At 38.8% G+C, this 23,653-nt stretch carries 18 protein-coding genes and 1 pseudogene; 9 read left to right on the forward strand and 10 right to left on the reverse strand.

From position 1 onward, the window contains the following. Positions 1 to 63 precede the first annotated feature (63 nt). Together modA and modB are read left to right on the forward strand one after the other, a co-directional pair. Positions 64 to 858, forward strand: coding sequence for a molybdate ABC transporter substrate-binding protein (gene modA, locus AA650_RS20875; RefSeq protein WP_053540505.1), 795 nt, complete (start codon positions 64 to 66; stop codon positions 856 to 858). Positions 859 to 901: 43 nt separating this feature from the next. Next, on the forward strand, positions 902 to 2,698 hold the full coding sequence (gene modB / locus AA650_RS20880) for a molybdate ABC transporter permease subunit (protein ID WP_053540506.1): 1,797 nt from the start codon (positions 902 to 904) through the stop codon (positions 2,696 to 2,698). A gap of 290 nt (positions 2,699 to 2,988) precedes the next feature. Here modB and AA650_RS20885 read toward each other — a convergent pair whose 3' ends face one another. Both AA650_RS20885 and AA650_RS20890 read right to left on the reverse strand, forming a co-directional pair. After that, positions 2,989 to 3,654 carry an N-acetylmannosamine-6-phosphate 2-epimerase gene (locus AA650_RS20885; RefSeq protein WP_053540507.1) on the reverse strand — a complete coding sequence of 222 codons (666 nt, stop codon included), beginning with the start codon at positions 3,652 to 3,654 and terminating at the stop codon, positions 2,989 to 2,991. 633 nt (positions 3,655 to 4,287) lie between these two features. Further along, complete coding sequence (locus tag AA650_RS20890) at positions 4,288 to 4,602, reverse strand: YkvA family protein (RefSeq protein WP_039204729.1); 315 nt, start codon at positions 4,600 to 4,602, stop codon at positions 4,288 to 4,290. A 186-nt stretch (positions 4,603 to 4,788) separates the two neighbouring features. On the opposite strand from AA650_RS20890, the gene AA650_RS20895 reads away from it, so the two are divergent. From AA650_RS20895 to AA650_RS20915, 5 genes are all read left to right on the forward strand, one after another. Next, positions 4,789 to 5,631: a MotA/TolQ/ExbB proton channel family protein gene (locus AA650_RS20895; protein WP_053540508.1), complete on the forward strand. Its 843-nt coding sequence runs from the start codon at positions 4,789 to 4,791 to the stop codon at positions 5,629 to 5,631. Then, positions 5,621 to 6,253, forward strand: coding sequence for an ExbD/TolR family protein (locus tag AA650_RS20900; RefSeq protein WP_053540509.1), 633 nt, complete (start codon positions 5,621 to 5,623; stop codon positions 6,251 to 6,253). Before AA650_RS20895 ends, AA650_RS20900 begins: the two co-directional genes overlap by 11 nt. A gap of 112 nt (positions 6,254 to 6,365) precedes the next feature. Beyond that, complete coding sequence (locus AA650_RS20905) at positions 6,366 to 7,358, forward strand: zinc-dependent alcohol dehydrogenase family protein (protein ID WP_053540510.1); 993 nt, start codon at positions 6,366 to 6,368, stop codon at positions 7,356 to 7,358. 16 nt (positions 7,359 to 7,374) lie between these two features. Continuing rightward, positions 7,375 to 9,663 carry a pentapeptide repeat-containing protein gene (locus tag AA650_RS20910; protein WP_199924313.1) on the forward strand — a complete coding sequence of 763 codons (2,289 nt, stop codon included), beginning with the start codon at positions 7,375 to 7,377 and terminating at the stop codon, positions 9,661 to 9,663. Positions 9,664 to 10,196: 533 nt separating this feature from the next. Continuing rightward, the gene (locus AA650_RS20915) at positions 10,197 to 11,069 is read left to right on the forward strand and encodes an S-methyl-5'-thioadenosine phosphorylase (RefSeq protein WP_053540511.1); all 873 of its coding nucleotides are present in this window, start codon (positions 10,197 to 10,199) and stop codon (positions 11,067 to 11,069) included. 136 nt (positions 11,070 to 11,205) lie between these two features. Here the strand turns inward: AA650_RS20915 and AA650_RS27045 are convergent. From AA650_RS27045 to sat, 5 genes and pseudogenes are all read right to left on the reverse strand, one after another. Further along, positions 11,206 to 11,319 (reverse strand): annotated as a pseudogene (locus AA650_RS27045) (coproporphyrinogen III oxidase); the annotation flags it as partial. 119 nt (positions 11,320 to 11,438) lie between these two features. Then, a complete protein-coding gene (locus AA650_RS20920) occupies positions 11,439 to 11,951 on the reverse strand; it encodes a hypothetical protein (RefSeq protein WP_053540512.1) in 513 nt (170 codons plus the stop codon). 127 nt (positions 11,952 to 12,078) lie between these two features. Further along, on the reverse strand, positions 12,079 to 12,801 hold the full coding sequence (locus tag AA650_RS20925; protein ID WP_168634755.1) for a Uma2 family endonuclease: 723 nt from the start codon (positions 12,799 to 12,801) through the stop codon (positions 12,079 to 12,081). A gap of 418 nt (positions 12,802 to 13,219) precedes the next feature. Then, positions 13,220 to 15,349, reverse strand: a complete 2,130-nt coding sequence (locus tag AA650_RS20930) for a caspase family protein (protein WP_053540514.1) — start codon at positions 15,347 to 15,349, stop codon at positions 13,220 to 13,222. A 304-nt stretch (positions 15,350 to 15,653) separates the two neighbouring features. After that, positions 15,654 to 16,835 (reverse strand): sulfate adenylyltransferase, encoded by a 1,182-nt coding sequence (sat, locus tag AA650_RS20935; RefSeq protein ID WP_053540515.1) that lies wholly within the window; start codon positions 16,833 to 16,835, stop codon positions 15,654 to 15,656. A 497-nt stretch (positions 16,836 to 17,332) separates the two neighbouring features. On the opposite strand from sat, the gene AA650_RS20945 reads away from it, so the two are divergent. Further along, the gene (locus AA650_RS20945; protein WP_039200360.1) at positions 17,333 to 17,758 is read left to right on the forward strand and encodes a hypothetical protein; all 426 of its coding nucleotides are present in this window, start codon (positions 17,333 to 17,335) and stop codon (positions 17,756 to 17,758) included. A 361-nt stretch (positions 17,759 to 18,119) separates the two neighbouring features. On the opposite strand, the gene ctpC is transcribed toward AA650_RS20945, so the two are convergent. Further along, positions 18,120 to 19,403: a carboxyl-terminal processing protease CtpC gene (gene ctpC, locus AA650_RS20950; RefSeq protein WP_053541365.1), complete on the reverse strand. Its 1,284-nt coding sequence runs from the start codon at positions 19,401 to 19,403 to the stop codon at positions 18,120 to 18,122. A gap of 867 nt (positions 19,404 to 20,270) precedes the next feature. Here ctpC and AA650_RS20960 point away from each other — a divergent pair. Then, on the forward strand, positions 20,271 to 20,924 hold the full coding sequence (locus tag AA650_RS20960; RefSeq protein WP_053540518.1) for a hypothetical protein: 654 nt from the start codon (positions 20,271 to 20,273) through the stop codon (positions 20,922 to 20,924). A 200-nt stretch (positions 20,925 to 21,124) separates the two neighbouring features. Here the strand turns inward: AA650_RS20960 and AA650_RS20965 are convergent, their stop codons facing one another. Both AA650_RS20965 and AA650_RS20970 read right to left on the reverse strand, forming a co-directional pair. After that, a complete protein-coding gene (locus AA650_RS20965) occupies positions 21,125 to 22,009 on the reverse strand; it encodes a succinate--CoA ligase subunit alpha (RefSeq protein ID WP_039200358.1) in 885 nt (294 codons plus the stop codon). A 292-nt stretch (positions 22,010 to 22,301) separates the two neighbouring features. Continuing rightward, complete coding sequence (locus tag AA650_RS20970) at positions 22,302 to 23,534, reverse strand: ATP-grasp domain-containing protein (protein WP_053540519.1); 1,233 nt, start codon at positions 23,532 to 23,534, stop codon at positions 22,302 to 22,304. Positions 23,535 to 23,653: the final 119 nt, after the last annotated feature.

A 23,653-nucleotide genomic window follows, 5' to 3' on the forward strand; every position in this document is an offset into this window, starting at 1 on the left:
AATCTTGGTGAAAGTATACCAAATTAACACCAGCACTAAAAATTTCCCCCATCCTGTTTACCAATGAAAAGCAGAAAATTATTAGTCTTTATTACTACAGCCTTAGTCACTTTGCTACTGACAATTGGCTTACCCAGCCTAATTTCATCCCCGGTTTCCGCACAATCCAATACCAACTTAATCATATCCGCTGCTGCTAGTTTAAAAGAGGTACTAGAAGAAATTAAACCCCTTTACCAACAAAGTAAAACAAACGTCAAAATAAATTATAACTTTGGTAGTTCCGGTGCATTACAGCAACAAATAGAACAAGGTGCGCCGGCGGATATTTTTATATCTGCGGCAAAAAAACAAGTAGATACTTTAGAACAAAAAGGACTTTTGGTGGCAGGAACTCGGAATATCATTGCTAAAAATAAATTAGTTTTGGTAGTCCCTAAAAATGCCGTTGGTATCACTAGTTTCTACAATCTTAAAGATGCCAAAGTCAAAAAAATTGCTATTGGTGAACCCAGAACTGTACCCGCAGGACAATATGGACAACAAGTATTAGAAAAGTTAAAAATTTGGTCAGAAATTAAATCAAAATTGGTTTTTGCAAATAACGTGCGTCAGGTTTTAGCATCTGTAGAAACTGGTAATGTTGATGCAGGGTTAGTTTATATAACTGATGCCAAAATCTCTGATAAAGTCAAAGTTGTAGTTACAGCCGATGAAAAATACCACTCTCCCATTATTTATCCCTTAGCAGTTGTTAAACGTAGCAAAAATGTTGATACTGCTAAAGAATTTTCCCAATTTTTATCTAGCAATCAAGCTAAAGCTGTATTCAAAAAATATGGGTTTATTCTGCCTTAGTCATAATTGAGTTAATTAAGTAACAAACATCTTTATTAAAACTATGCCACAGGATTTATCACCGCTTTGGATATCGTTAAAAACGGCTTTATTAGCAACATTTATCACTTTCTTTTTGGGTATATTTGCTGCTTATTGGATGTTGGGATATCGTGGTAAAGGTAAATCCTTAATTGAGGGGATATTTGTCGCACCGTTGATTTTACCCCCCACTGTGGTTGGGTTTTTACTGCTGATATTCTTTGGGAAAAATGGTCCAGTGGGTAAACTACTAGAACCCTTCAATACGACAGTTATATTTACTTGGTATGGTGGGGCGATCGCTGCTATAGTAGTTTCATTCCCATTGATGTATAAAACTGCATTGGCAGCTTTTAGTCAAATTGATACCAATTTACTGCGAGTAGCCAGAACATTAGGTGCGAAAGAATTGACAATTTTTTGGCGGATTAGTTTACCCCTAGCATTTCCAGGGATTATTGCTGCCACCACCTTAGCATTTGCGCGGGCTTTAGGTGAATTTGGGGCAACTTTGATGTTAGCAGGAAATATTCCTGGACAAACGCAAACTATCCCAATGGCCATATATTTCGCAGTAGAAGCTGGGGCAATGAATGAAGCTTGGTTTTGGTCAATTACCATGATGATCATTTCCCTTTCAGGGATTATTCTAGCTAATTTTTGGCAAGAACTTGCATATAAATCAAGATTGACAAAACCATCTCAAAATCAAATAGAATTAGCAAACAAATCTTCTTTATTATTAGAAGATTCTTCCCCAAATGGCTTATTTTTAGATATTGACAAAAGACTGGCTAATTTTCATCTTCAAGTTACCTTAAATACTGATAATCAACCATTGGGATTATTGGGAGGTTCTGGGGCAGGAAAAAGTATGATTTTGCGTTGTATTGCTGGCATAGAAACACCAAATAAAGGAAAAATAGTTTTAAATAATCGGGTATTATTTGACTCCGAAAAGAAAATTGATCTGCCCATTCATCAACGCCGAATTGGTTTTTTATTCCAAAACTATGCCCTATTTCCACATATTACTGTAGCGGAAAATATCGCCTTTGGCATACCCAAATCTGTCAACGTTAAGGAAGAGGTAGAAAAGCAGTTAATAACCATGCAATTACAAGGATTTGGCGATCGCTATCCGCACCAACTTTCCGGGGGACAACAGCAACGGGTAGCATTAGCTAGGGCTTTAGCAAGCAAACCAGAAGCACTACTTTTAGATGAACCATTTTCCGCTTTAGATACCCATCTTCGCAGTCAATTAGAACAACAAGTTACAGAAATTCTGGATGATTATTCTGGAGTAACTTTATTTGTTACTCATAATATGGAAGAAGCCTATCGCCTATGTCCCAATCTATTAGTATTAGAACAGGGAAAAGAAGCACATCATGGTTCTAAATATGAGATTTTTCAACATCCTGCAAGTATAAATGTCGCCCAACTTACAGGTTGTAAAAACTTTTCCCGTGCTAGTATTTTATCTCCTCAACAAATAGAAGCAATTGATTGGGATTGTACTCTCCAAGTCAGAGAAAAAATGCCTTCAGGATTATCTCATGTTGGTATTCGCGCTCATCATTTAATTTTCACTAAAGATCCGCAAAAAGTAAACACCTTTCCCTGTTATTTAGTGCGTACCAGTGAAACACCTCACCGCATGACAGTATTTCTCAAACTACATTCTTTTGGTAATCATCCCCATGATTATCACTTACAAGGAGAAATATATAAAGAAAAATGGGAAAATATTCAAAATCAACCTTTTCCCTGGTATGTGCAATTAGAACCTTCGCAATTACTCTTAATGGATTGACACTCTCAGAGGATGTTTGAAAAGTATCAGAATTAATCGAGATCCCCCAACCCCCCTTACAAAGGGGGGCTAAATTCCTTAAAGTCCCCCTTTTTAAGGGGGATTTAGGGGGATCTGCGGGTGTCAGATCCCACACGAAAAAGTTTTCAAACAACCTCTCAGGTCTAAAGACACTGAGATTCTTTAATCAAGACTCCCCTGATATAGCGGTATGCACTTGAATAAGATACATCATAAGCCCCCTCCTTGCTTGCGGGGAGGGGGTTGGGGGTGGGGTTATTGTCTTTCACTCAGCCAAGAACCGCTATATAAGCTTTAACTAACAAATCAATTCCAGTAATCGCCCCACCAACAACAACAGCATTAGCGCCTAAATCCAAAGCTTTTCTAGCCATTTCTGGGGAAGAAACACCACCTTCACAAATCACAAAAGTATCCAGATTTTCTACGATTTGGGTGAGTAATTCCCAACCAGGAGGAGAAAAGTTTTGAGTTGCTGTTGTGTAGCCAAAAAGAGTAGTTCCCACAATATCCGCACCGGCATTAACAGCTAATTGTGCAGCCTCGTAAGTATCTACATCTGCCATAACTGGCTTATTTAACTGCTGATGAATTAGAGTAATAATATCTGCCAACTTTTCATCACCGGGGCGATATCTAGTAGTAGCATCTATGGCAATAATATCTGCACCTGCTTCAGATACAGCCACAGCATGATGAAATTGTGGTGTAATATAAACATCAGAACCAGTTATTACTTGTTTCCAAAGTCCAATAATCGGAACTTGGACTTTTTCCCGCACGGCTTGAATGTGACTGGGCGTGTCAATTCTTACAGCTACAGCCCCATTATTCACTGCTGCTTGTGCCATTGCAGAAATTACATAAGGATCATGTAATGGAGAACTTATAGGCGCTTGACAGGAAACAATTAATCCTTTTGGTAAATTAGTCATGTTTTATTTTTAATTGTAAGGGTAAATACGGAAAAACCTATCTAAAGATTATGTTAATATGGGGGCAAAATTAAGGATATTCCTGACTGAAAAACAAGATATACTCAAAACGGCTAGAAGCTGGACTTTTTTTATCATACAAATGTTTTAAAAGTGGTATTCCGTAATTTTCATCACATTGCTACCCCCCTTTCCCCTTGTAAAGGGGGAAAACAATAAAAATCCAGTTCCCTCCCCTTGTAAAGGGGAGGGTTAGGGAGGGGTAAAAATATTTGATAAGTAGTGAGACAGAATTAATTACACAATGTCATTGCGTAAGCGTTGCCTGGCGTTAGCCATATCATCTCATTCCCAGTCAGAGACTGGGAATGAATTCTAGAAGGCTCTGCCTTCAATAATATTAGAGGCAGAGCCTCATCAACTGCGTTCCTAGTCAGAGACTAGGAACAAGATGTGGTAGGGATTTGAGCTTAAGTTGACACCAATGAAGCTCTTGCTTTACCCCTACACATCTGGGTTCTTTGTCCCCTAGCAAAAGTTTAAATCTCACCCGTGTTTAGTATAAAACTGTTCCCTATTCCCAGTTAAGAGTTCCCTGTTCCCTGCCCTCACAGACAACTTATTCAGCAAACCCTACTTAACAGGGATAGAATCAACATCCACAGTTTCGCCAGCGGCAGCGGCATGATTAGCCGGATTGGTGGTACTATTTTCTACAGTCCCTTTTTTTGCCTTCCAACCGTCAAGAACTAAGGAAGAAACTTCGGAAACGAATAAACTCAACAGTAAAACATCGTCAATTTGACCAATAATGGGAATAAAATCTGGAGAAATATCTAAAGGGCTAATTAAATAGGCTACTGTGCCGATAATTATCCACCAACGGTATTTAGGATTGCGTAGTGTGTTCCGATACCATGTATACAGGGATTGAATTGAGAAGTTCATTCTTAACCTCCAGTGATTTTTTTATTTTGGCAAATAATCATCTAAACTCCCGGTGGGAATAACCGCCATATTGTGTATAGAAGATGTTACTCCTTAGTAATTAATCAGAAAAGTTTGTGAGTAATGCAAAACTCTTTAAAATGAAAATGCCTTGACTACTCGGAATGGAGAGAGGAAACCTACACAGTGGATATTTTAGATTTGTTTAAGAAGGGCGGGCCTGCTATGTGGCCTTTGCTAGTTTTGTCAGTCCTATCACTAAGTGTGATTTTTGAACGTCTATGGTTCTGGTTACGGATTCTTGCCCAGGAAAAAGAAATAGTCAATCGGGTTATAGATGCTGCTGGTGAGGATTGGGGAATCGCTGAAGCAATGGCTGAACAAGCTATAAAACAGCCCGTTGGCAGGTTTTTATACGCACCCTTAAGCTTGCAAAAAAACGATCCAGAAACCTTTAGATTAGCCCTAGAATCCACAGCAGCCGACGAAATAGCGGGAATGCGTCGGGGTGAAAAACTTTTAGAAGCTGTGATTGCCCTTTCACCACTGTTAGGATTATTGGGGACAGTTTTAGGTTTGATTCGTTCTTTAGGTGCAATTCGTATTGGTGATTTGGGAACTGAATCTACAGCCGGTGTCACCACAGGGATTGGGGAATCGTTAATTAGTACAGCAGCCGGATTAATAGTAGCGATCGCCAGTTTAGTATTTTACCGCCTATTTCAAAGTTTTGTTGTTAACCAAGTTAAAATTTTCAACAAAGCCGGCAATGAATTAGAACTGCTTTACCGTCAATATCCTCCCGAACCTAAAATAATTAACACGGGCAGATTATCAAAACGCACCTCTACAAATTTCGATTCATCTTCTCAGCTAGAATCAAAAACATTTATTCAAGACCCAGAAAATAGACCAAATGAGCCAATTGATAATTACGATTTAAACCTTGTCAATTCAGCAAATTTGCCCGATAACAAGGTTGATGATGCCAATTTGAACTTTGGAGAAAAACCAGAAGATGAAAGTTAAGCTAGAGACCCCCGGTGAAGACCTTCAGATTCAAATTATCCCCCTAATTGATGTTGTTTTTTGTATTCTGACATTCTTTCTATTGGCAGCTTTACAATTTACCCGTCAACAAGCAATTAATGTTGACTTACCCAAAGCTAGTACAGGCGAAAATTCTGCTGCTAATTCCCAGATTAAAAGTAAAATATTACCTGTAACAATTGATGCTATTGGATTAACTTACATCGAAAAAGAACCTGTGAAACAGGAGGAATTAGAATCACGTTTAAAACAATACATCCAAACAAATCCAGACGGGATTTTAGTATTGAATGCGTCACGGACAGCTACTTATAACGACGTAATTCAAACCTTAGACTTGCTGAGAAAAGTAGGAGGGAATCGTGTATCTTTGGGAATTATCCCCGGTTCATCTCAACCATTGACAAATTTACCCAATTTCCCTACTCCTCCCATACCGAATAATCCCACCAACCCAGAAATTAACTCACCGGAAAATTTGAGGTCTTTACCACCGATTAACCCAAATCCCTTTCCCACACCTGGGAACGGAATTAATCCCGGTACATTACCTCAAGCGCCTGTAACACCAGGAACAAATAATTCTTCTCCTCAAAATTAAATCCATTTTGTCAGATATTTCGGATATTTTCTCCCCATATTTTCCTGAAAAATTAGGAAGTTATGGGGATATTTTTAGGTAAACTTAAATAAGTGTATCTAGGAGAAAAATCATGAAAGCAATATTAATGACCGCAGTAGGTAAACCAGAAGTTTTAGAACTACAAGAAGTTCCTCAACCTATACCAACAAATAAAGAAATTCTAGTAAAAATTTTCGCTGCCGGTGTTAATCCCATTGATACTAAATTACGTCAGCGGGGGACATTTTTCCCGGAACAAATGCCAACTATTTTAGGATGTGATGGTGCAGGTATAGTAGAAGCTGTGGGTAATGATGTCCAAAAATTTGGCGTTGGTGATGAAGTATATTTTTGCTATGGTGGTTTGGGTGCAAGTCCAGGAAATTATGCTGAATATATCATTGTTGATGAAAGATGTGTGGCATTGAAACCCAAATCTGTTTCTTTTGCAGAAGCAGCAGCAGCACCTCTGGTTTTAATTACTGCTTGGGAAGCTTTATATGAACGGGGAAGACTTGAACCAGGAGAAAAGGTATTAGTTCATGCTGGTGCGGGTGGTGTTGGTCATGTGGCTATTCAGTTGGCTAAACTCAAAGGTGCTGAAGTAGCGACTACGGTGAGTTCACGAGAAAAGGCTAATTTTGTCACTCAACTTGGTGCTGATAAGGTGATTTTTTACAAAGAAACTGATTTTGTCGCATCTGTATTAGATTGGACTAATGGTGAAGGCGCAGATTTAGTTTTTGATACTGTGGGTGGTGATACCTTGGAAAAATCTTTTCCCGCAGTGCGACTTTATGGCGATATTGTGACTATTCTAGAACCAAAAGCTAACACTGTTTGGAAAGTTGCTAGAAACAGAAATCTCCGCATTGGTTTAGAACTAATGCTAACACCGTTGTTGTTAGAAAATATGGAATCGTTAACACATCATGGGGATATTTTACAAGCATGTGCTAATTGGATAGATGCAGGGAAGTTAAAAATCGAAGTTAGTCAGACCTTCCCTTTAGCCTCAGCAGCAAAAGCACACGCTTTAGTGGAAACTGGTTCTGTCCTGGGTAAGGTTGTTTTATTGAATTAATCATTAAGTAGGGAATTTGTTGAGATTATTTTGTCACTTTAGCTATTTACAAAAATGGGATTTTTCTCACCTTTGGCAAATAAAAAACACGGTTAAAAAAATCAACTTATTATCTGCGGAATTAGGAAAAATCATCATATCTAAGTCCGCAGTCATAAGTTTTGTTTGTATATTTGCTATATTTTTACTTCCTATTCCTACTTTTGCAGTTCCTAATGAACCTATCACTTTAACTTGGGAATTATTACAAGAACGAGTTAAAACACCAATTTTACGAGATGGTAATTTAACTGTGGATTTAAAAAAAATGGTGATTGATTTACGTCCAGAAAATGCTATTTTTCGGGATAATTTTTATCAATTACTCAGAAAAGAATTACAAAAAACTGGGGCGACAGCTTTGGGTTTAGATTTGAGTAATTCTGTAATTGAAGGTGATTTTTATGGCAGTGATTTGGGTTTACGAACTCCTCTTTATGCTCAAGGAATAGCCCAAATTTTCACACATACAGAACAGCAACAGTTAGAAAGTTTACGTTCAATATGTTTGCAATCTTTAGCAAGAGCTTTTCCTAATGCTAAAGATTGTAAATCTTTGTTGAACAATCAGTCCAATAACTCTAGTAGTATTGCTGTATTTCGTGGGGCTTTAATCATGGTAGGAAGTCGTTTTAATGGGGAAGTAAAATTCCCGAATACGTTCTTTCTCCAACCTGTAAATGCTCAAGGGGCAAATTTTTTAAAACCTACTAATTGGGACGAATCCAGATTTGGTAGAACTGTGAGTTTTAGTGGGGCTATTTTTCACGCCCTGAGTAGTTTTGAAGGTAGCATTTTCTTTGAGAAAGCCAACTTTCAAAATATTAAATTTCTAGATGCTGCTAATTTTCAAGGTGATGTATTTTGTGATGATGTAAAATTTAATCAAGGAAAATTTCAACAAGTAGTTAGGTTTAATAGTAGTTATTGGCAAGAAAAAGCTGATTTTTCTAGTGCTATTTTTAATAATCAAGTTAATTTTAATCAGGTGAATTTTCATCAATCTTTATTAATGAAAGATGCTATTTTTAAACAAGCTCTAATTTTTAGAGAATCTGAGTTTAATGAATCTGTAGATTTGCAGAGTGCAAGTATTCTCAATCAAGCTGATTTTAGTGATGTCAAGTTTGCAGAAACCGCATTTTTAAATGTTTCTGGATTGGTTTTTAATTCTAATCAAGCAAAAATTTTAGGTAATGTTGGCGAAATTGGTAAAAAGTTGATTGTGCTAAGATTACGAGGTAATCAAAATATTTTGCGGAATTTAAGTCAAAATTTCCGGTTACAACAGCAGGTTAGTGATGCAAATCAGTTGGAATATACGAAACAACGGTTAAGATTAATTGAATTAAGTCATCAGTTGGTAGCTATCAATATTAATACTGCTGCTGTGAATAGGTTAATAAATTTAGGTTTTTCTGCAACTCAAGCGGCTGAAATTAATCAATATCGTCAAATTAAACATTTTCGGAATATTAGCGAGTTACTAGTTTTACCTGATGTGGATTTGGAAATATATAATCAGTTAAGGGAGAGAATTATTGCTACTGAACCTCTAGTTTTTAGTGGGTGGGTAGTTAAATCTTTAAATTGGTTGTTATTGAGTTTATTATTGTTATTGAGTGGTTATGGGACAAATTTTTGGTTAGTATTTGGTGTGGGTGGTGTAGTTATTTCCTGTTTTGGTGTATTATTTTGGTTAGTTGATCGTTGTCGTCGGTTGTCTCCTGTAGCAATTATTCCTAGATATTATGAAACTGTTTGTATATTATTGAGTTTTATTGGTTCAATATCTGGTAGTTTATTGGCAATTTTTCGGAATTCTGGTAGTCCTTGGTTAACTTTATTGTGTTTATTTATGATTATTTTTCCCCTACCGGGGATTTTATTGTGGCGACTTTATAAACAAGGGCGTTATCACGATTTAATGGATGTTTCTTATTTTCGAGAAGATGGAACATTAAGACAGCTAAGATTATTAATTGGGAGATTACCCGTGATTCCTAGAAATCCCAGTTTTCGGGAAAGATATATGCCGCTATTATGGGATAGGCGTTGGAATTGGCTGAATTATTATGATTTTAGTTTGAATAATTTGGTAAGATTAGGATTTAATGATATTCGGTTACGTGATGAACATTTACCAGGAATTATTTCTATTTTGGCTTGGTATCAGTGGAGTTTAGGGTTACTTTACATTATTTTAGCGGGTTGGACGCTTTCGCGGACAATTCCTGGGTTAAATTTATTAATTTATCTAAAATAAGTTAAATATCCCTAATTTTTTGAAAAATTCGGAGATTTTTATATTCGTGTCCTTATACCCGGATTTCTCACAAATTACAGCAAATTGTCATCAAACCCGGAACAAGAACCCCACCCCCAACCCCCTCCCCGCAAGCGATGAGGGGGCTAAGATGTACCTTATATGATTGGAAATCGCTGTAGTAAGTAGGTGAACACAATAAAACCAAACTCTGTAAGTAGTGAGACAGAATTAATTACATAATGTCATTGCGTAAGCGTTGCGTTAGCAATATATAACGAAGTGGAATGAAGCAATCGCCAGGGTTGTGATTGCTTCCCTTCGCTCGCAATGACTGTAAATATTTTTGTCCAATTACTTAAAGAAACGTAAAATCCCTGAAAACTTCTTTACTCTTGCCTATTGCCTATTGTCTTGCTATAACGACAATTTTCAACGCCAACCTGCTTATCTGTGAATTTTGTGCATTTATCAAGGGACAGTTTTTAGGTAAAATTACTTGTTAGTTCAATTAATAAGAAAGTGGATAGTTTATGACGATAGCTAGAATTGGAATCATTGGTGGAAGCGGGTTATATAAGATGGAAGCACTAAAAGATGTGGAGGAAATAGAGATTTCTACCCCTTTTGGTTCACCGTCGGATGCGATTATTATCGGAACTTTAGAGGAAACTCGCGTGGCATTTTTAGCGCGTCATGGTCGTAATCATACGTTGTTACCTTCTGAGTTGCCATTTCGGGCTAATATTTACGCGATGAAGCAATTGGGTGTAGAATACTTAATCTCTGCGAGCGCTGTGGGTTCTTTGAAGGCTGAAGCTAAACCCCTAGATATGGTAATTCCTGATCAGTTTATTGATCGAACCAAGAATAGTATTTCTACCTTCTTTGGTGAGGGAATTGTGGCGCATATTGCCTTTGGTGAGCCGATTTGCCAGAATTTGGCTGGGATTTTGGGGGAGGCGATCGCTTCTTTAAATTTACCAGATGTTACGTTACATGATGGTGGTACTTACGTATGTATGGAAGGACCGGCTTTTTCCACTAAGGCTGAATCTCATCTCTATCGGAGTTGGGATGCTACGGTAATCGGGATGACAAATTTACCCGAAGCAAAGTTAGCCAGGGAAGCGGAAATCGCTTATGCAACCTTGGCGCTGGTGACGGATTATGATTCTTGGCATCCCGATCATGATAGCGTGACGGTGGAAATGGTGATTGGGAATTTACACAAGAATGCGGCGAATGCACAAAAGGTAATTCAAGAAACTGTGAAGCGGTTAAGTGCAAATCCCCCTGCTAGTGAGGCGCATTCGGCTTTAAAGTATGCGATTTTGACGAATTTAGCAAATGCACCAGCAGCAACGAAGGAGAAGCTGGCTTTGTTGTTGGAGAAGTATTTGTAAGGGAATAGGGGATTGGGGATGAGGGTAAAAATAAAATGCAGCTTTTATTCATCAAAATCTATTTCTTGTGGGCATGATGTAAGCGATGTCCAGCTACCCAAAAAATCGGTCTGTCTTGGATGGATAATGCTCCTCAAATAGATTCTGCTCTACCATTGGTTTGTAAACCAAATATTGTTCCCCGGTCATAGACTAAGTTAAATTCAACGTAACGACCTCTACGGTATAATTGGAATTGACGCTGGCGATCGCATTCTCCATAACTCCAGAAAAGCGATACATCAATCTTAACATTTTCCTGATTTGGTCAGAATCAGGATTTCCAGGATTAAAGGATTTATAGGATGGAGATTGACATTTTTTTAATCATTAATCCCACCAATAAGTAATAACTACAGCATCTCGCTGTTGCCAAAGCGACTCACCTTCCAAACCTGCTTCCAATCTCATTCGTAACTGTCGCCTAAGTCGCAAACCATACTCTTCATTATTACCATCAGTAATATCCACTGAATCTGCACGCCACTTTTTACCCAAATCCAAAAGCTGAGACACGATACTATCTCGGTTTTCTGTCAAAATGTAGAGGGTATCCCCAGGATAAGCTACAAAGTGGATTATACTCGATTCTGGCATCGGGCGATAATTTGCCATTGCCAATAAAGTATCTACCAAACCACCAAAACTTAAACCATTTTCATCTGGTGCAAAAATTGGTTTCGTAAACAGAAAACTTGCCCATAGATGAGAATGTTGGCTAAGATCCCTAACAACCTCCTCCCCATTAAACTCATTAAAGCGACGTTGCCACACCAAAGCTGCAAAAAGTTCCTGGGGACTGTATTGTTGAGCTAGGGTTTGAATATTAGCTAAGTTCAACATAGAGAATTAATAACAGTTTGATTAAGTAGGTTGGCGTTAAAAATTGTCGTTATGACAAGGGAATTATCACGAAAGGTAAAAGCAAAGATCCCCGACTTCTTAAAGAAGTCCGGGATCTGAATAAAAGTTAGTCAGAAATGCCAGCATCTCGAAGGCGTTTTTCTAACTCTTCCAAACGTTTTAAGGCAGTTTCTTTAGCAAGTCGTTCTTGTTGCACTAACTCAGAACCCCAAAGTAGCAAATTACCATCTTGATCCCACCAGCGTAACCAATAACCTTGACGGTTTTCGCGTTTTCCTTGCCAAACACCAATAAATAATTCCATTTCAGTTAACCAGTAACGGTTATTTTCATCTGAGGAACGCAATTTATAGTGTCCATGTTCATGCAAGTGATATATTTCTAATTCACCAATATCTGGTTGAAAAATGATGTAGTTAGGAACTTGTAAAACTTGTTCATAATAAAACCATTTTCCAGGAGGATAGGTGTGTTTATTAGAATATTCACTACCATCTGGATCAGAAAGAAATTCCATTACCACCGCAGGAATTTGTCCCTGTTTGTGGGGGGTGTAACTGCGTTGGATTTGTTCTCTAGGCACTGTAATTTGCGGCACGTAAGCCCAGTCAGGGGCTTTGATGACAAATTTGCCATTAACTGTGGCGCAGATGCCGTAATTGGTGGTAGCAAGGGCAGTTTCTGGAAGTTTGCCAGCAAGTTCTAGGCTTTCCGTGAGTGCTGCTGCCAGACTGGGTTGATTGACATTATCCACAGGTTCATCGTCTAAAACGAAGTCTTCGGGTAAGAGTTCCCAAGTGATTTTGGTGGTCGAAGCACTTACAACCATAGGAAACATAAATAATAGATTAAATTTTAGTATAGCTTGTGATGGATATGACTGGGAATTTTAGATTTTAGATTTTAGATTAAAACAATTAGGCAATTCCAAATCCAAAATCAAGTGACAATTAACGAAGTTTAGATATTTGCATTTCTAAAGTAAGGATTCAGGCTACAGAAAACTTGATATAGCAGAGAAGATAAAAGAAAAATATTCTTTATTCTAAACTCCTGAATGGGCGCAGGCCCTGCGCCCCTACATCCTGACTTTCTAAGAGGTTGTTTGAAAACTTTTTCGTGTGGTATCTGACACCCGCAGATCCCCCTAAATCCCCCTTGAAAAGGGGGACTTTGAGGAATTTAGCCCCCTTTTGTAAGGGGGGTTGGGGGGATCTCGATTAATTCTGATACTTTTCAAACATCCTCTAAACAACTTGAAAACTAAAGTTCAAACTCGCCCAATTATTAACAGCCAAAATATAGGCATCATTGGTAGTAATATTAATATCAGTTTTCACTTTACTAGCATTATGTAAATCTTGTAATATAGCTTGGGCAACTTCCAAAGGATTGACTACAGGACTAATAGCCTGTTGATCTGTGGTAGAATATTTGGTAGTAGCCAATGCCGCGAGAGTTTCCTGAAACGGTGCGGTACTCAGAATAATTTGGTGTTCACAAAAAGTATAACGTGTGGGTAATAACCAACCAGAGACAGATTGATTATCTGGTATTTTCATAGTTTGACCTGGAGGAATGAGAATTTCTATTAGTTGGGGTTTAGTGGGAGGAATTTCTGTTTCTGGAAAAACTTCCCAAGGATAAAAAGCAAAGGCATTTTGATTATTATTTAAACCCACTAAAATTAAGTATATAGGGCGATCGCTCAAATTTTCAACCTTATATTGCAAGCGACTACCCAGAGGAATTGTCGGCATAGCAGTTCCCTCATAGTCAGGTGGTTGCAAAATCTTATCCTGACTAGCAGTTCCCAAAGTGTCCCGCACCATAAACACGCGGGGGACAACACTATTAACAACCTCTAAAGTCGCCCTCACAGGTAAACGGGAAGAACCTTGATTTTCTGTCAACTGCCACAACTTTGATGCCAACAAAGTCGAAAATTGCGGTGTTAATCGCTGTACTGCCACCTTCACCGCTTCCCCAACTTCCCCGATAGTATTAATAATTGGTTCACCACCCAGGTAAAAAAGACCATAACGGCTAGGAACTTGGGCAACTTTACCAAATACATAATCAGCGGTTTCTTGTGTGGTAATAATATTAGCAATTCGGCTAATTCCTGAAAAAACGCTAGTAGCATCTACCACTTCAATTCTTTCCAAATGCTCATCTAACGCCACATTCACAAAAATATTACGGGGTAATATGCGTATACTTTCTTGGACTATTTGCCCAACTTGGGGGAGATTGGTAATCTCCCTATTTGTTAATTGAGCTTTAGCTACTAACCCACTTCGTGATTTAATAGTTAACTCTGCCCCTGTCTGCAAAATTAACCGAGAATTTACGCCATAATTAGTGAGAACGTGGAGAGGTAATCCCCCCAACCATAATTTGAATATTTTGCCATCTTCTTCTACGGATTGAATCACACCAATACTTCTCAAGTTATCAATCGGAAAATAATCAATAATTAAAGCATTTTGAAATTTTTTTGACTCATTTAATAGACTTGGTTGTTGTTTTCCACCCAACTGATACATGGAAGTAGCAACACCAGAAAGAAAAACCGAAATTGTTTTAGCTGGGGTAGTTTCCCACAAATATTGAGTTAAAGCATAAGTTAATAATCCCACAGTACCATTAGAGAAAATAAATTCTCCTGCCTGTTGATTTGGTGCTGCGGTAGCGTTGATAATTAGAGGATGATAATTAGCTAATTGCCGATTTTTCAGTTGGGATAAAAACTCTAATTCTTGTATTTGTAAAATTGCTGCTGATGATTCTGGTCGGGTCCGCACTCGTAAACCATTGGGTTTTAATTTAGGAGCATGATTGTAACTGGTATCTAATATTGCCGTAACTTGATTTGTAGGGAGCGATCGCAATAATAATAACAGAGTTTCTATCAATAAATAGTTTCTCGATTTTGTGCCTAATAAATTATTCTCATCAACAGGAACTATGGCATTTGCTAATATTCCCGTCCCCAAATTAACACAAGTCCCATAGCCAGAAAAATGGAAAATCACCACATCTCCAGATTTCGCTTGCTTACCCAAATGATCTAAAAAAGCCGCTTTAATAAAATCTTTACTAGCTTGTTCATCAGTTAAAGTTAGAATATCCGCTGCGGCAAAACCACAACGATTAATTAACAGTTCTGTTTGCAATTCCACATCAGTTATACAACCCCCCAGGGCAGGACTTTGTGGATATTGATTAATGCCTATTAATAATGCTAACTTCCGCTGGTGAGATTGTGCTAAAGCTTGGTAATAGGGATTTCCCAAACTCAACCACTCAGTCTCAGCTAACCCCAATGCTGCTAGTAAGCCGCTAATTTGTTGTAAAAACCTACGCCGTTTCATAATTAGCAATCAGACTCCAGCCCGTTAGCTTATAGCGTGAATTACTCCGCCTTAAGACGGACGGAGCTTCCCAATTCATCGGGAGTAGCCTCTATAACTTCGTAGTTCTATTGGACTTACATTCCCTCCAAGGGCAGGAGTCCTGATCCCCAAGACCCAAATCTTTTGCTTGCGACATATGCCTATTAGCTTGGTTTTCGCTTATGGCATTGATGGTCAAGATACTCAATATCTTACCAGAAGATCCTGGGGATTAGTCATCCATCCACACTTTATTTTTACAAGTAAAGTTTTTGATCTGAATCTAAACTAATACAGGAGAAATTTTCATAGCCCGGGTTAACTCAGCCGCTACTTCTGGACGAGAAAATTCTGGTGGTGGTAATTCACCTCGACGTAACATTTCCCGCACCTTTGTTCCCGACAGATGAACTCGTTCCTCTGGACTACTAGGACTGGTTTTAGTTGTGGCCATTTGTTTGGTGCGCTTGCAATAGAAAGCGTGTTCAAACTTCATTGGCACAATTCCCAACTCTTCAGGGGCGAATTCATCGAATATATACTGAGCGTCATAAGTGCCGTAGTAGTCACCCACACCAGCATGATCACGTCCGACGATAAAATGTGTACAGCCGTAATTTTTCCGCACTAAAGCATGGAAAATGGCTTCCCTTGGACCTGCATAGCGCATCGCTGCTGGGTTAATTGCCAAAATTACTCTATCTACAGGGTAATAGTGTTCTAGTAAAATTTCATAACAACGCATCCGCACATCAGCGGCGATGTCATCCTCCTTAGTTGCCCCTACCAGTGGATGCAAAAATAGACCATCTACAGTTTCTAAAGCGCATTTTTGAATATATTCATGGGCGCGGTGGATAGGATTGCGAGTTTGGAAACCCACAATTGTTTTCCAGCCTTTTTCTCGAAACATTTCCCGTGACGCAGCAGGGTCAATTTGGTAGCTGGGAAAATGGGGATGAGAGTCACGTTGTAATAACCAAATATCACCTGCTAGGTTGATAGAACCTTGGTTATAAACTACCTGCACCCCAGGATGTTTAAGATCATCAGTGCGATAAACATTGATGGCTTCCTGTTGTTTGTCGTAGGTATACTTTTCAGTTAGTTCTAATACCCCAATAAACTCGCCTCTGGGATTATCCAGACGCACTAAACCGCCTTTTTGTAGAGGGGCTGCTACTTCTTCTGTTACAGACAGTGTAATAGGAATTGACCAGACAATACCGTTAGCTAACCGCATTTCTGTAACGACTCGGTTATAGTCTGCTTGGTTCATGAAACCAGTCAAAGGACTAAAACCACCAATGGCAATCATTTCTAAATCGGAAACTGCTCGCTCATCAAGTTCCACACGCGGTAAAAAGTCAGCTTTGGAGAGAAATAGTTCTCTTTGTGCTGAGGAAGCAACCCGGTTAATTAACTCTCCACCGTGGGCGGCAATGGCATCTGGATGGTAACTCAACGTAATTTTTCCCTAATTGTTGCAAACTATGTATTAAGTTACCAAATTATTGGTACACATTGTTAAATTTCTGTGAACTTTTTTCCTTTGCCGGTCGGAAAGGGTGAGATTAGAAGGAGTGGGGGGAGTGGGGGGAGTGGGGGGAGTGGGGGAAGTAGGGGAAGTAGGGGGAGTGGGGGGAGTGGGGGGAGTGGGGGAGAAATTTTTTCCTTCTTCCTTCCTCCTTCTTCCTTTCTCCTTCTTCCTTCTTCCTTCTTCCTTCCTCCTTCTTCCTTCTTCCTTCTTCCTTCTTCCTTCTTCCTTCTTCCTTCTTCCTTCTTCCTTCCTCCTGAACTCCTGAATGGGCGCAGGCCCTGCGCCCCTACCTCCTGAACTCCTCCTGTAAGACATTACAAACAATTAAAATAAAAGTTGTGTTACACCAAAGTTTAAACTCAAGAGAGTTTTCAAATTGAGTATCAATAGAAGATTCACCCAAACATAGAGGAGTTGATAATATGGGGATAAAATTTCCAGTTTTGAGTGGGGTACTGGTACTTCTCGCTACCAATTTTTTCTTGCCTTCAGTTGCTAAAGCTGAAACTGAAACAACCAGTAGTATGTTTGAACGAGCTTATTTTCGCCATGATCCCAATTTTTATGACAATGGCAGTTTAAATCGTAAAGTAGATGCTTTAATTGGACCTGGGAAAAAATTTGGTACTACTTTTACTGACAATGAAATCGCTAAAGATGCTGAGTTGGTAAATACACTTTATCTTGATGCTATGGCTCAACAAACATTAAATGATCCCTATCTGCGGACACCTGATTTACCCAATCCCTACGATTCTTCTTTGTTAATGACTCCCCGCTATAATGGCAATCAGCTTAAAGTTGGGACTGAATACCGATTTAACAATTCACAACGGCGGTATAAATAACACAGCAGGAGTCAGGAGTCAGGAATAAAACTGGCTGGCTGTGAATTTAGATCCTATACCTCATTAATCTGCAATCTGCTGTAAGGCGTTGCTAAATTGAGGTATGAAATTCCCAAATTGAACCTTTAAAACTCAAACCTTTGCGTCTTTGCGCCTTTGCGTGAGACTAAAATTCATACCCTATAATCAGCAACGCCTAAATAATTAGCGATCGCATTGATTTATCACCTATATGTGCGATGATTCGATGCGATCGCTATAATATCAGGCAACAAAAGAAACGCTAACGCAATGACATTGTGTAATTAATTCTGTCTCACTACTTATAACGACAATTTTCAACGCCAACCTACTTAATCAATTAATTTTTCCTAATTGTCTTGGTATTTTCAGCAGATTGTTTACCCAATAATTCCACAGCTTTAGCAAATTGGGGATCTTCAAGAGTCGCTAATTTATCTTTTCCACCTAACCATAAATCTTGACGTTGGGCATCAGTCAATTCTACCTTCACGTCTGGATCAATACCATGTTTATTAATATCTTTCCCACTGGGAGTATGATATTTAGCAATAGTTACAGCCAAACCAGCGCCAGATTTTAAAGGTTGTACGGACTGGACTAGACCCTTACCAAAAGTTTGATTTCCTACTAAAGTTGCCCGTTTATTATCTTGCAATGCCCCAGAAAGAATTTCACTAGCACTAGCTGAACCTTTATCTACTAATATCATCAAAGGTTTATCAGTCAGAGCCGTGCTATTGGCAACTTGTTTATCCTGTGTACCTTGCCGGTCAATAGTAGAAACAATTGTGCCTTTATTTATCCACATTTGAGCAATTTCTATACTCGCGTATAGGAGTCCACCGGGATTACCACGTAAATCTAGAATATAACCAGAAACCTTTTTAGCCTCTAACTTTTCAATAGCATTTTTCATTTCCTTGCTGGCATTGGCGCTGAATTGATTCAAGCGAATATAGCCAATATTTCCCGCTGGGGTTTTCTTTTCCGAAAAGCGAACGGGATGAATTTCAATCCGCGCTCGTTGAATATTAAATTGTTTTTTCTGACCATTCCGCAAAATTGTCAGTTTCACCTTGCTACCTGATTCTCCCCGAATGAGGGCTACTGCGTCATTGGTATCCATGCCTTTGGTGCTTTTGCCATCAATCTCAAGAATGACATCTTTAGCTAAAATCCCGGCTTTAAATGCGGGTGTATCCTCAATCGGGGCGATAACAATCAGTTGTTTTGTTTTTGCATCTTGACTGATGGTGATACCAATACCTGTAAGTTCTCCAGAGGTATCAACTTGCATATTTTTGAATTCTTCTGGGTTCATGAACCGGGTGTAGGGGTCTTCTAGCTTTTTCAGCATTTCCCGGACAGACTTGTAGGCTGATTTATCATCAGTATAGGACTTGCTTAAATATTCCTTACGTACGGCTTGCCAATCTACCTGATTAAAAGTACCATCTACATATCGGTAGTAAATAATTTGCCAGACTTCATCTATCAAATCCTTGTGACTATCTTTAAATGAAGCCTTACCAATTGAGTGAATACCCAAACCGGCAACAGCAATTGTAGAAAGCGTTACCACCGTAGCACTCAAAACCAGTTTACTTTTTGTAATTACCATAATGGCGGCCGTGTCAGGGGAAAAAATATATATCAAGTATGCCCAATCTAACACAGCGATCGCTAATTGGTAATTGATAGTTGTCACTCATCACCGTAACATTGGCAATTCCCACTCCCTAGGAATATTAAGAGACTTCCAAATAAAAAAATGTCCCAAAACTGATGCAAAAATTCTCTCTCTGTGTACTCTGTGCCTCTGTGGTTCGTTTCTTGGGATAATTTATTTCTGGGAAGTCTCTAACTGAATGAAAACAATACCAGAGCGATCGCTCCCTAATAAGGCAGTGTCTGTTTTAACCTTTAAAAAATGGTACTAACAACAGTTAATACAATACATTTTAACTATTAAACGGAGTCAACAAAAAACTAGAGTTTAGTACCTGCATAAATAAGAACCTATGTCAAAGAAAATAAAAGGTTCTTCGGTACTTGTTATGCTAAACCGAGAAGTTGAGAGAAGGGAACTCTTAAGAGAAGGAATGTCAGATATTAATGACTTTAAAGACTTAATAATTTGGCAAAAGGGATGGATATTGCTCAAAGATGCTATTTCCTCACTAAAATTTTTCCCAAAGATGAGCTGTATGGTATGGTTTAATCGTAACTGTTCACACTCCCCCCTATCTTTAACGAGAGATCAAGGGTTTAGAGGATGTTTGAAAACTTTTTCGTGTGGGATCTGACACCCGCAGATCCCCCTAAATCCCCCTTAAAAAGGGGGACTTTGAGGAATTTAGCCCCCCTTTGTAAGGGGGGTTGGGGGGATCTCGATTAATTCTGATACTTTTCAAACATCCTCTTAGATAATTTTAGAGGGCGGGAGTGAATAACTACGTTCCCTCGTAAATAAAAATAGGAAAAATTAATGAATAAGAGATGCTTACGACAAGCCAAGCTACGACTATTTATCTTAGGATTCAGTTTAATAACTTTGACTGCTAATGAATTATCAGTATTAGCCCAGACTCGACAGCCCACAAATACAGAACTAAGAAAATTACGTCAAGAACTTCAGCAACATATTATTAGATTAACTAAAAACAATACTGTAGGCACTGGACATCTTCAAGATAGCCGTACTCAAGTAGAAAAGAACACAAGAGAATCCTTTGTACGTGCTTGGTCAAAGACAGAACCAGAATTAGCACCTTTCTTTGGTTTGTGGGTGGGATACGAAAATATTAGTCATATCTATCCATCAAATAGTAAGGGTCGTGTTTGTGTTGTTGAAACAGCTGAAGGTTCTGGTCGTTTAACTACTGGTGTTTTCTCTAATGGAGTTATAAAAACCAATATTGGAGAAGTGCTATTCAAAGAAGGAAATTATTATTTAGGATCAGCATTGCTCAAAAATGGCAGATTTGTCAGCAATAATAGTGAGATTCCTTTACGTAGTCCCAGACCTGTTGAATCACTAAGTGGATTACTTGAAAATATATTTGAAGCATCAGAAAAAAATCAAATTTCTCAACAATTTAAAGCTGCTGGTTGTACTTCTAGTACCGTGCGGAGTAAGTAATTTTTTTGCATTACTATATCACGCATATCCCTACTTGTACATACCCTACAAACTCTCGAAAGTGGGGGGAGAGTGAAAAACTACCAGAAATCTCTATATTGCTTTCCTGTTCCCTCTCCTCAATATGAAATTTATTTTGTCGGACTACTTGTAAGCTGTTAGACCGTCAGGAGATAGCGTTGACGGTTTTTTTGTGAGAACTAAGATTTCATAATTTTTTTGAGTAGTTCAGGAATTTGAACGGGACTGTTAGCAACAGGAATTTTGGCGGACTCAAAAGCAGCTAATTTACTTTCTACTGTCCCAAAAGTTGCAGAACGTCCAATTACAGTTGCTAAAGTCCCTGTTTGTTGCCAATTTCGCGCTGGTGGTGCGTATCTACCAGCAATATAGGCAATTACAGGTTTATCAATTGTTTCTGTAATATATTGTGCTGCTGCTTCTTCGCTTCCCCCACCAGGTTGTCCGATTAAAACAATCGCTTCTGTGGTGTCGTCTTCATCAAGGATTTGTAACCATTGGAGGAATGAAGAACCAACAATAGCATCACTACCAATACTGACACTAATTGATTGTCCTAAACCCGCTTTTGTTAATTCCCACGCGACCTCGTATGTCAGGGTACTACTACGACTAACAATGCCCACAGAACCAGGGATATAAAATTCGCTAGGTTGAGTACCCAGGAGAATTTTCCCCGGAACGATGATTCCTGGACTATTTGGTCCAATAATTAAAGTCTCACAAGCTTCTGTTTTGCGAAGAAGTTGTACCATGTCCAGTGGTGGAACGCCAGCGGTAGTAATGATAATTTGGGGGATATTAGAGGCGATCGCTTCTAATGCTGCATCCAAAACTTGATAAGGTTGAACACAAATAATTGTGGTGTCAATCTGTCCAAATTTGGCAACAACCTCCTCTACTAAATCAAATACTGGTAGATTATATATTTTTTGTCCACCATAACCAGGCTTGACACCAGCTACTAAATTTGTGCCATAAGCTTGCATTTGAGCAATATGGGTTGCGGAAATAAATTCACAAAATCCCTGGATTAAAACTTTACTTTCTGGTGTTAAGTTCATAGTTTGTTAGTTGTCAGTTGTCAGTTGTCAGTTGTTAGAGGATGTTTTAAAAGTGGTATCCTGTATTTTCATCACATTGTTACCCCCCTTACTCCCCTCGATGCTTTGGGGGGAAACAAGAAAATCCAGTTCCCTCCCCTTTATAAGGGGAGGGTTAGGGAGGGGTAAAACATTTGATACAGCAATCATGACTTTTCAAACACCCTCTTAGTTGTTAGTTGTAATTGGTAATTGGTAATTATTAGTTGGTAATTGGTAATTGGTACAAATATCGCCTTTTGCCTTTTGCTTCTTACCTTTTTTTTACCCCTGGAGTCTTTGCTAAACGAACTGCTTCCTTGACTGCTGCATCTAAATTTTCTACAACTATTAGTAATTGATCGGAGGTTTTCCGTGCGGCTAACTCTTCTCTGACATGATTGAATTCCGAACCAGCTAAACGGAGGATTAACCAGGGTAAATTCAATGGTTGCTGACTTTTATTCCCATTGGCGGGTGACACCCCAGATGTGATTTGGCTTCTGTCTGAATGGAGAAATTGGCTAATAATTTCTGGGAGTTGGTCAACTTGCGGAATAGTCCCCAAAAAGTTGACTAAAATAACTTGAGTATTCTGATCATTTACCAAATTTGTCAAACTACTAATCAGGCGATCGCTAAAAGTAGTCTGTGTTGTATCACTCATGAAAGTATGGCGCAAATTGACACATTTACCAGGATGACCATGAGCATTAACAACCTCATCCAATGTTGTTAAAACAGAACCTTTACCATTGCCTATTATGCAGATTTTACCCTGCATTTCTATCCCATCCCACCTACTCAACAAACCGTTATTTTTTTTATTACCATGAAGAAGACCAACCATCTTGGTAGCCATATCGGCTATTTCAGGATGACGGTTAATAGCCTGTTTATTAACCGTAACCTTACCATTCAAAGCCATCACTTGACCCGCAGAGTTCACACCCAGGGGATGAATCTCCACCAAATCCAAATCCTTTTGGACAAATAACTGGTACAGTTTCTCCACAATATCACTCACAGTCTGCATCAACGCCCCCTGTAAGCCCATTTTTAAAGCCAGTCGTCTAGCATAAAATGGAGAAAATTCCTGTTGCACCACAACGTGCTGAATTTTTTCTCCCGCTGTCTCCCAGTCAATATTTGCTTCTGTGCAACCCAATAAAACGGGACGACACAGCGCAGTATCTAAAACTACAGCTAGATAAAATTCTTCCTGGGCATCATATTTTGATTCTGCCAATAAAACTTCTGGCAGTTGCCCCCAAATTGGTAGATTAAATATATTCTGTGCTGTAGCGATCGCATCAATTGTGGTTTCTACAATCCTGACTCCACCTGCCTTTTCCCTTTCCCCCGCTTGCACCTGAGATTTCAGCACAATCGGGTAACGAATTTTTAACCGTTTTAAATCTGTAGGATGGTCTATTCTTTGAGATGGTAAAACAGGAATCCCAATTTTACCAAACCATTCTTTAACTTGGTACTCTAATAAATCCATTGAGACACACCTTGTATTAACAAGTCTGACGCGCTTTCTCTGATGCTATCCGATATTTTACCCAATACCGAAAATTATAGAATTTGGTTTTGCTGAACTGAAAATTTATTTTGACATTG

Source organism: Anabaena sp. WA102 (genome assembly GCF_001277295.1).
Taxonomy (GTDB): domain Bacteria; phylum Cyanobacteriota; class Cyanobacteriia; order Cyanobacteriales; family Nostocaceae; genus Dolichospermum; species Dolichospermum heterosporum.

Excerpts from the sequence above, each read along its gene's own strand:
- modB (WP_053540506.1), top strand. The coding sequence starts at position 902 with ATGCCACAGGATTTATCACCGCTTTGGATATCGTTAAAAACGGCTTTA.
- AA650_RS20915 (WP_053540511.1), top strand. The coding sequence starts at position 10,197 with ATGACGATAGCTAGAATTGGAATCATTGGTGGAAGCGGGTTATATAAG.
- AA650_RS20925 (WP_168634755.1), bottom strand. The coding sequence starts at position 12,801 with ATGGTTGTAAGTGCTTCGACCACCAAAATCACTTGGGAACTCTTACCC.
- AA650_RS20970 (WP_053540519.1), bottom strand. The coding sequence starts at position 23,534 with ATGGATTTATTAGAGTACCAAGTTAAAGAATGGTTTGGTAAAATTGGG.
- AA650_RS20920 (WP_053540512.1), bottom strand. The coding sequence starts at position 11,951 with ATGTTGAACTTAGCTAATATTCAAACCCTAGCTCAACAATACAGTCCC.
- AA650_RS20945 (WP_039200360.1), top strand. The coding sequence starts at position 17,333 with ATGGGGATAAAATTTCCAGTTTTGAGTGGGGTACTGGTACTTCTCGCT.
- AA650_RS20890 (WP_039204729.1), bottom strand. The coding sequence starts at position 4,602 with ATGAACTTCTCAATTCAATCCCTGTATACATGGTATCGGAACACACTA.
- AA650_RS20930 (WP_053540514.1), bottom strand. The coding sequence starts at position 15,349 with ATGAAACGGCGTAGGTTTTTACAACAAATTAGCGGCTTACTAGCAGCA.
- AA650_RS20965 (WP_039200358.1), bottom strand. The coding sequence starts at position 22,009 with ATGAACTTAACACCAGAAAGTAAAGTTTTAATCCAGGGATTTTGTGAA.
- AA650_RS20885 (WP_053540507.1), bottom strand. The coding sequence starts at position 3,654 with ATGACTAATTTACCAAAAGGATTAATTGTTTCCTGTCAAGCGCCTATA.
- modA (WP_053540505.1), top strand. The coding sequence starts at position 64 with ATGAAAAGCAGAAAATTATTAGTCTTTATTACTACAGCCTTAGTCACT.
- AA650_RS20900 (WP_053540509.1), top strand. The coding sequence starts at position 5,621 with ATGAAAGTTAAGCTAGAGACCCCCGGTGAAGACCTTCAGATTCAAATT.
- AA650_RS20905 (WP_053540510.1), top strand. The coding sequence starts at position 6,366 with ATGAAAGCAATATTAATGACCGCAGTAGGTAAACCAGAAGTTTTAGAA.
- AA650_RS20960 (WP_053540518.1), top strand. The coding sequence starts at position 20,271 with ATGAATAAGAGATGCTTACGACAAGCCAAGCTACGACTATTTATCTTA.
- ctpC (WP_053541365.1), bottom strand. The coding sequence starts at position 19,403 with ATGGTAATTACAAAAAGTAAACTGGTTTTGAGTGCTACGGTGGTAACG.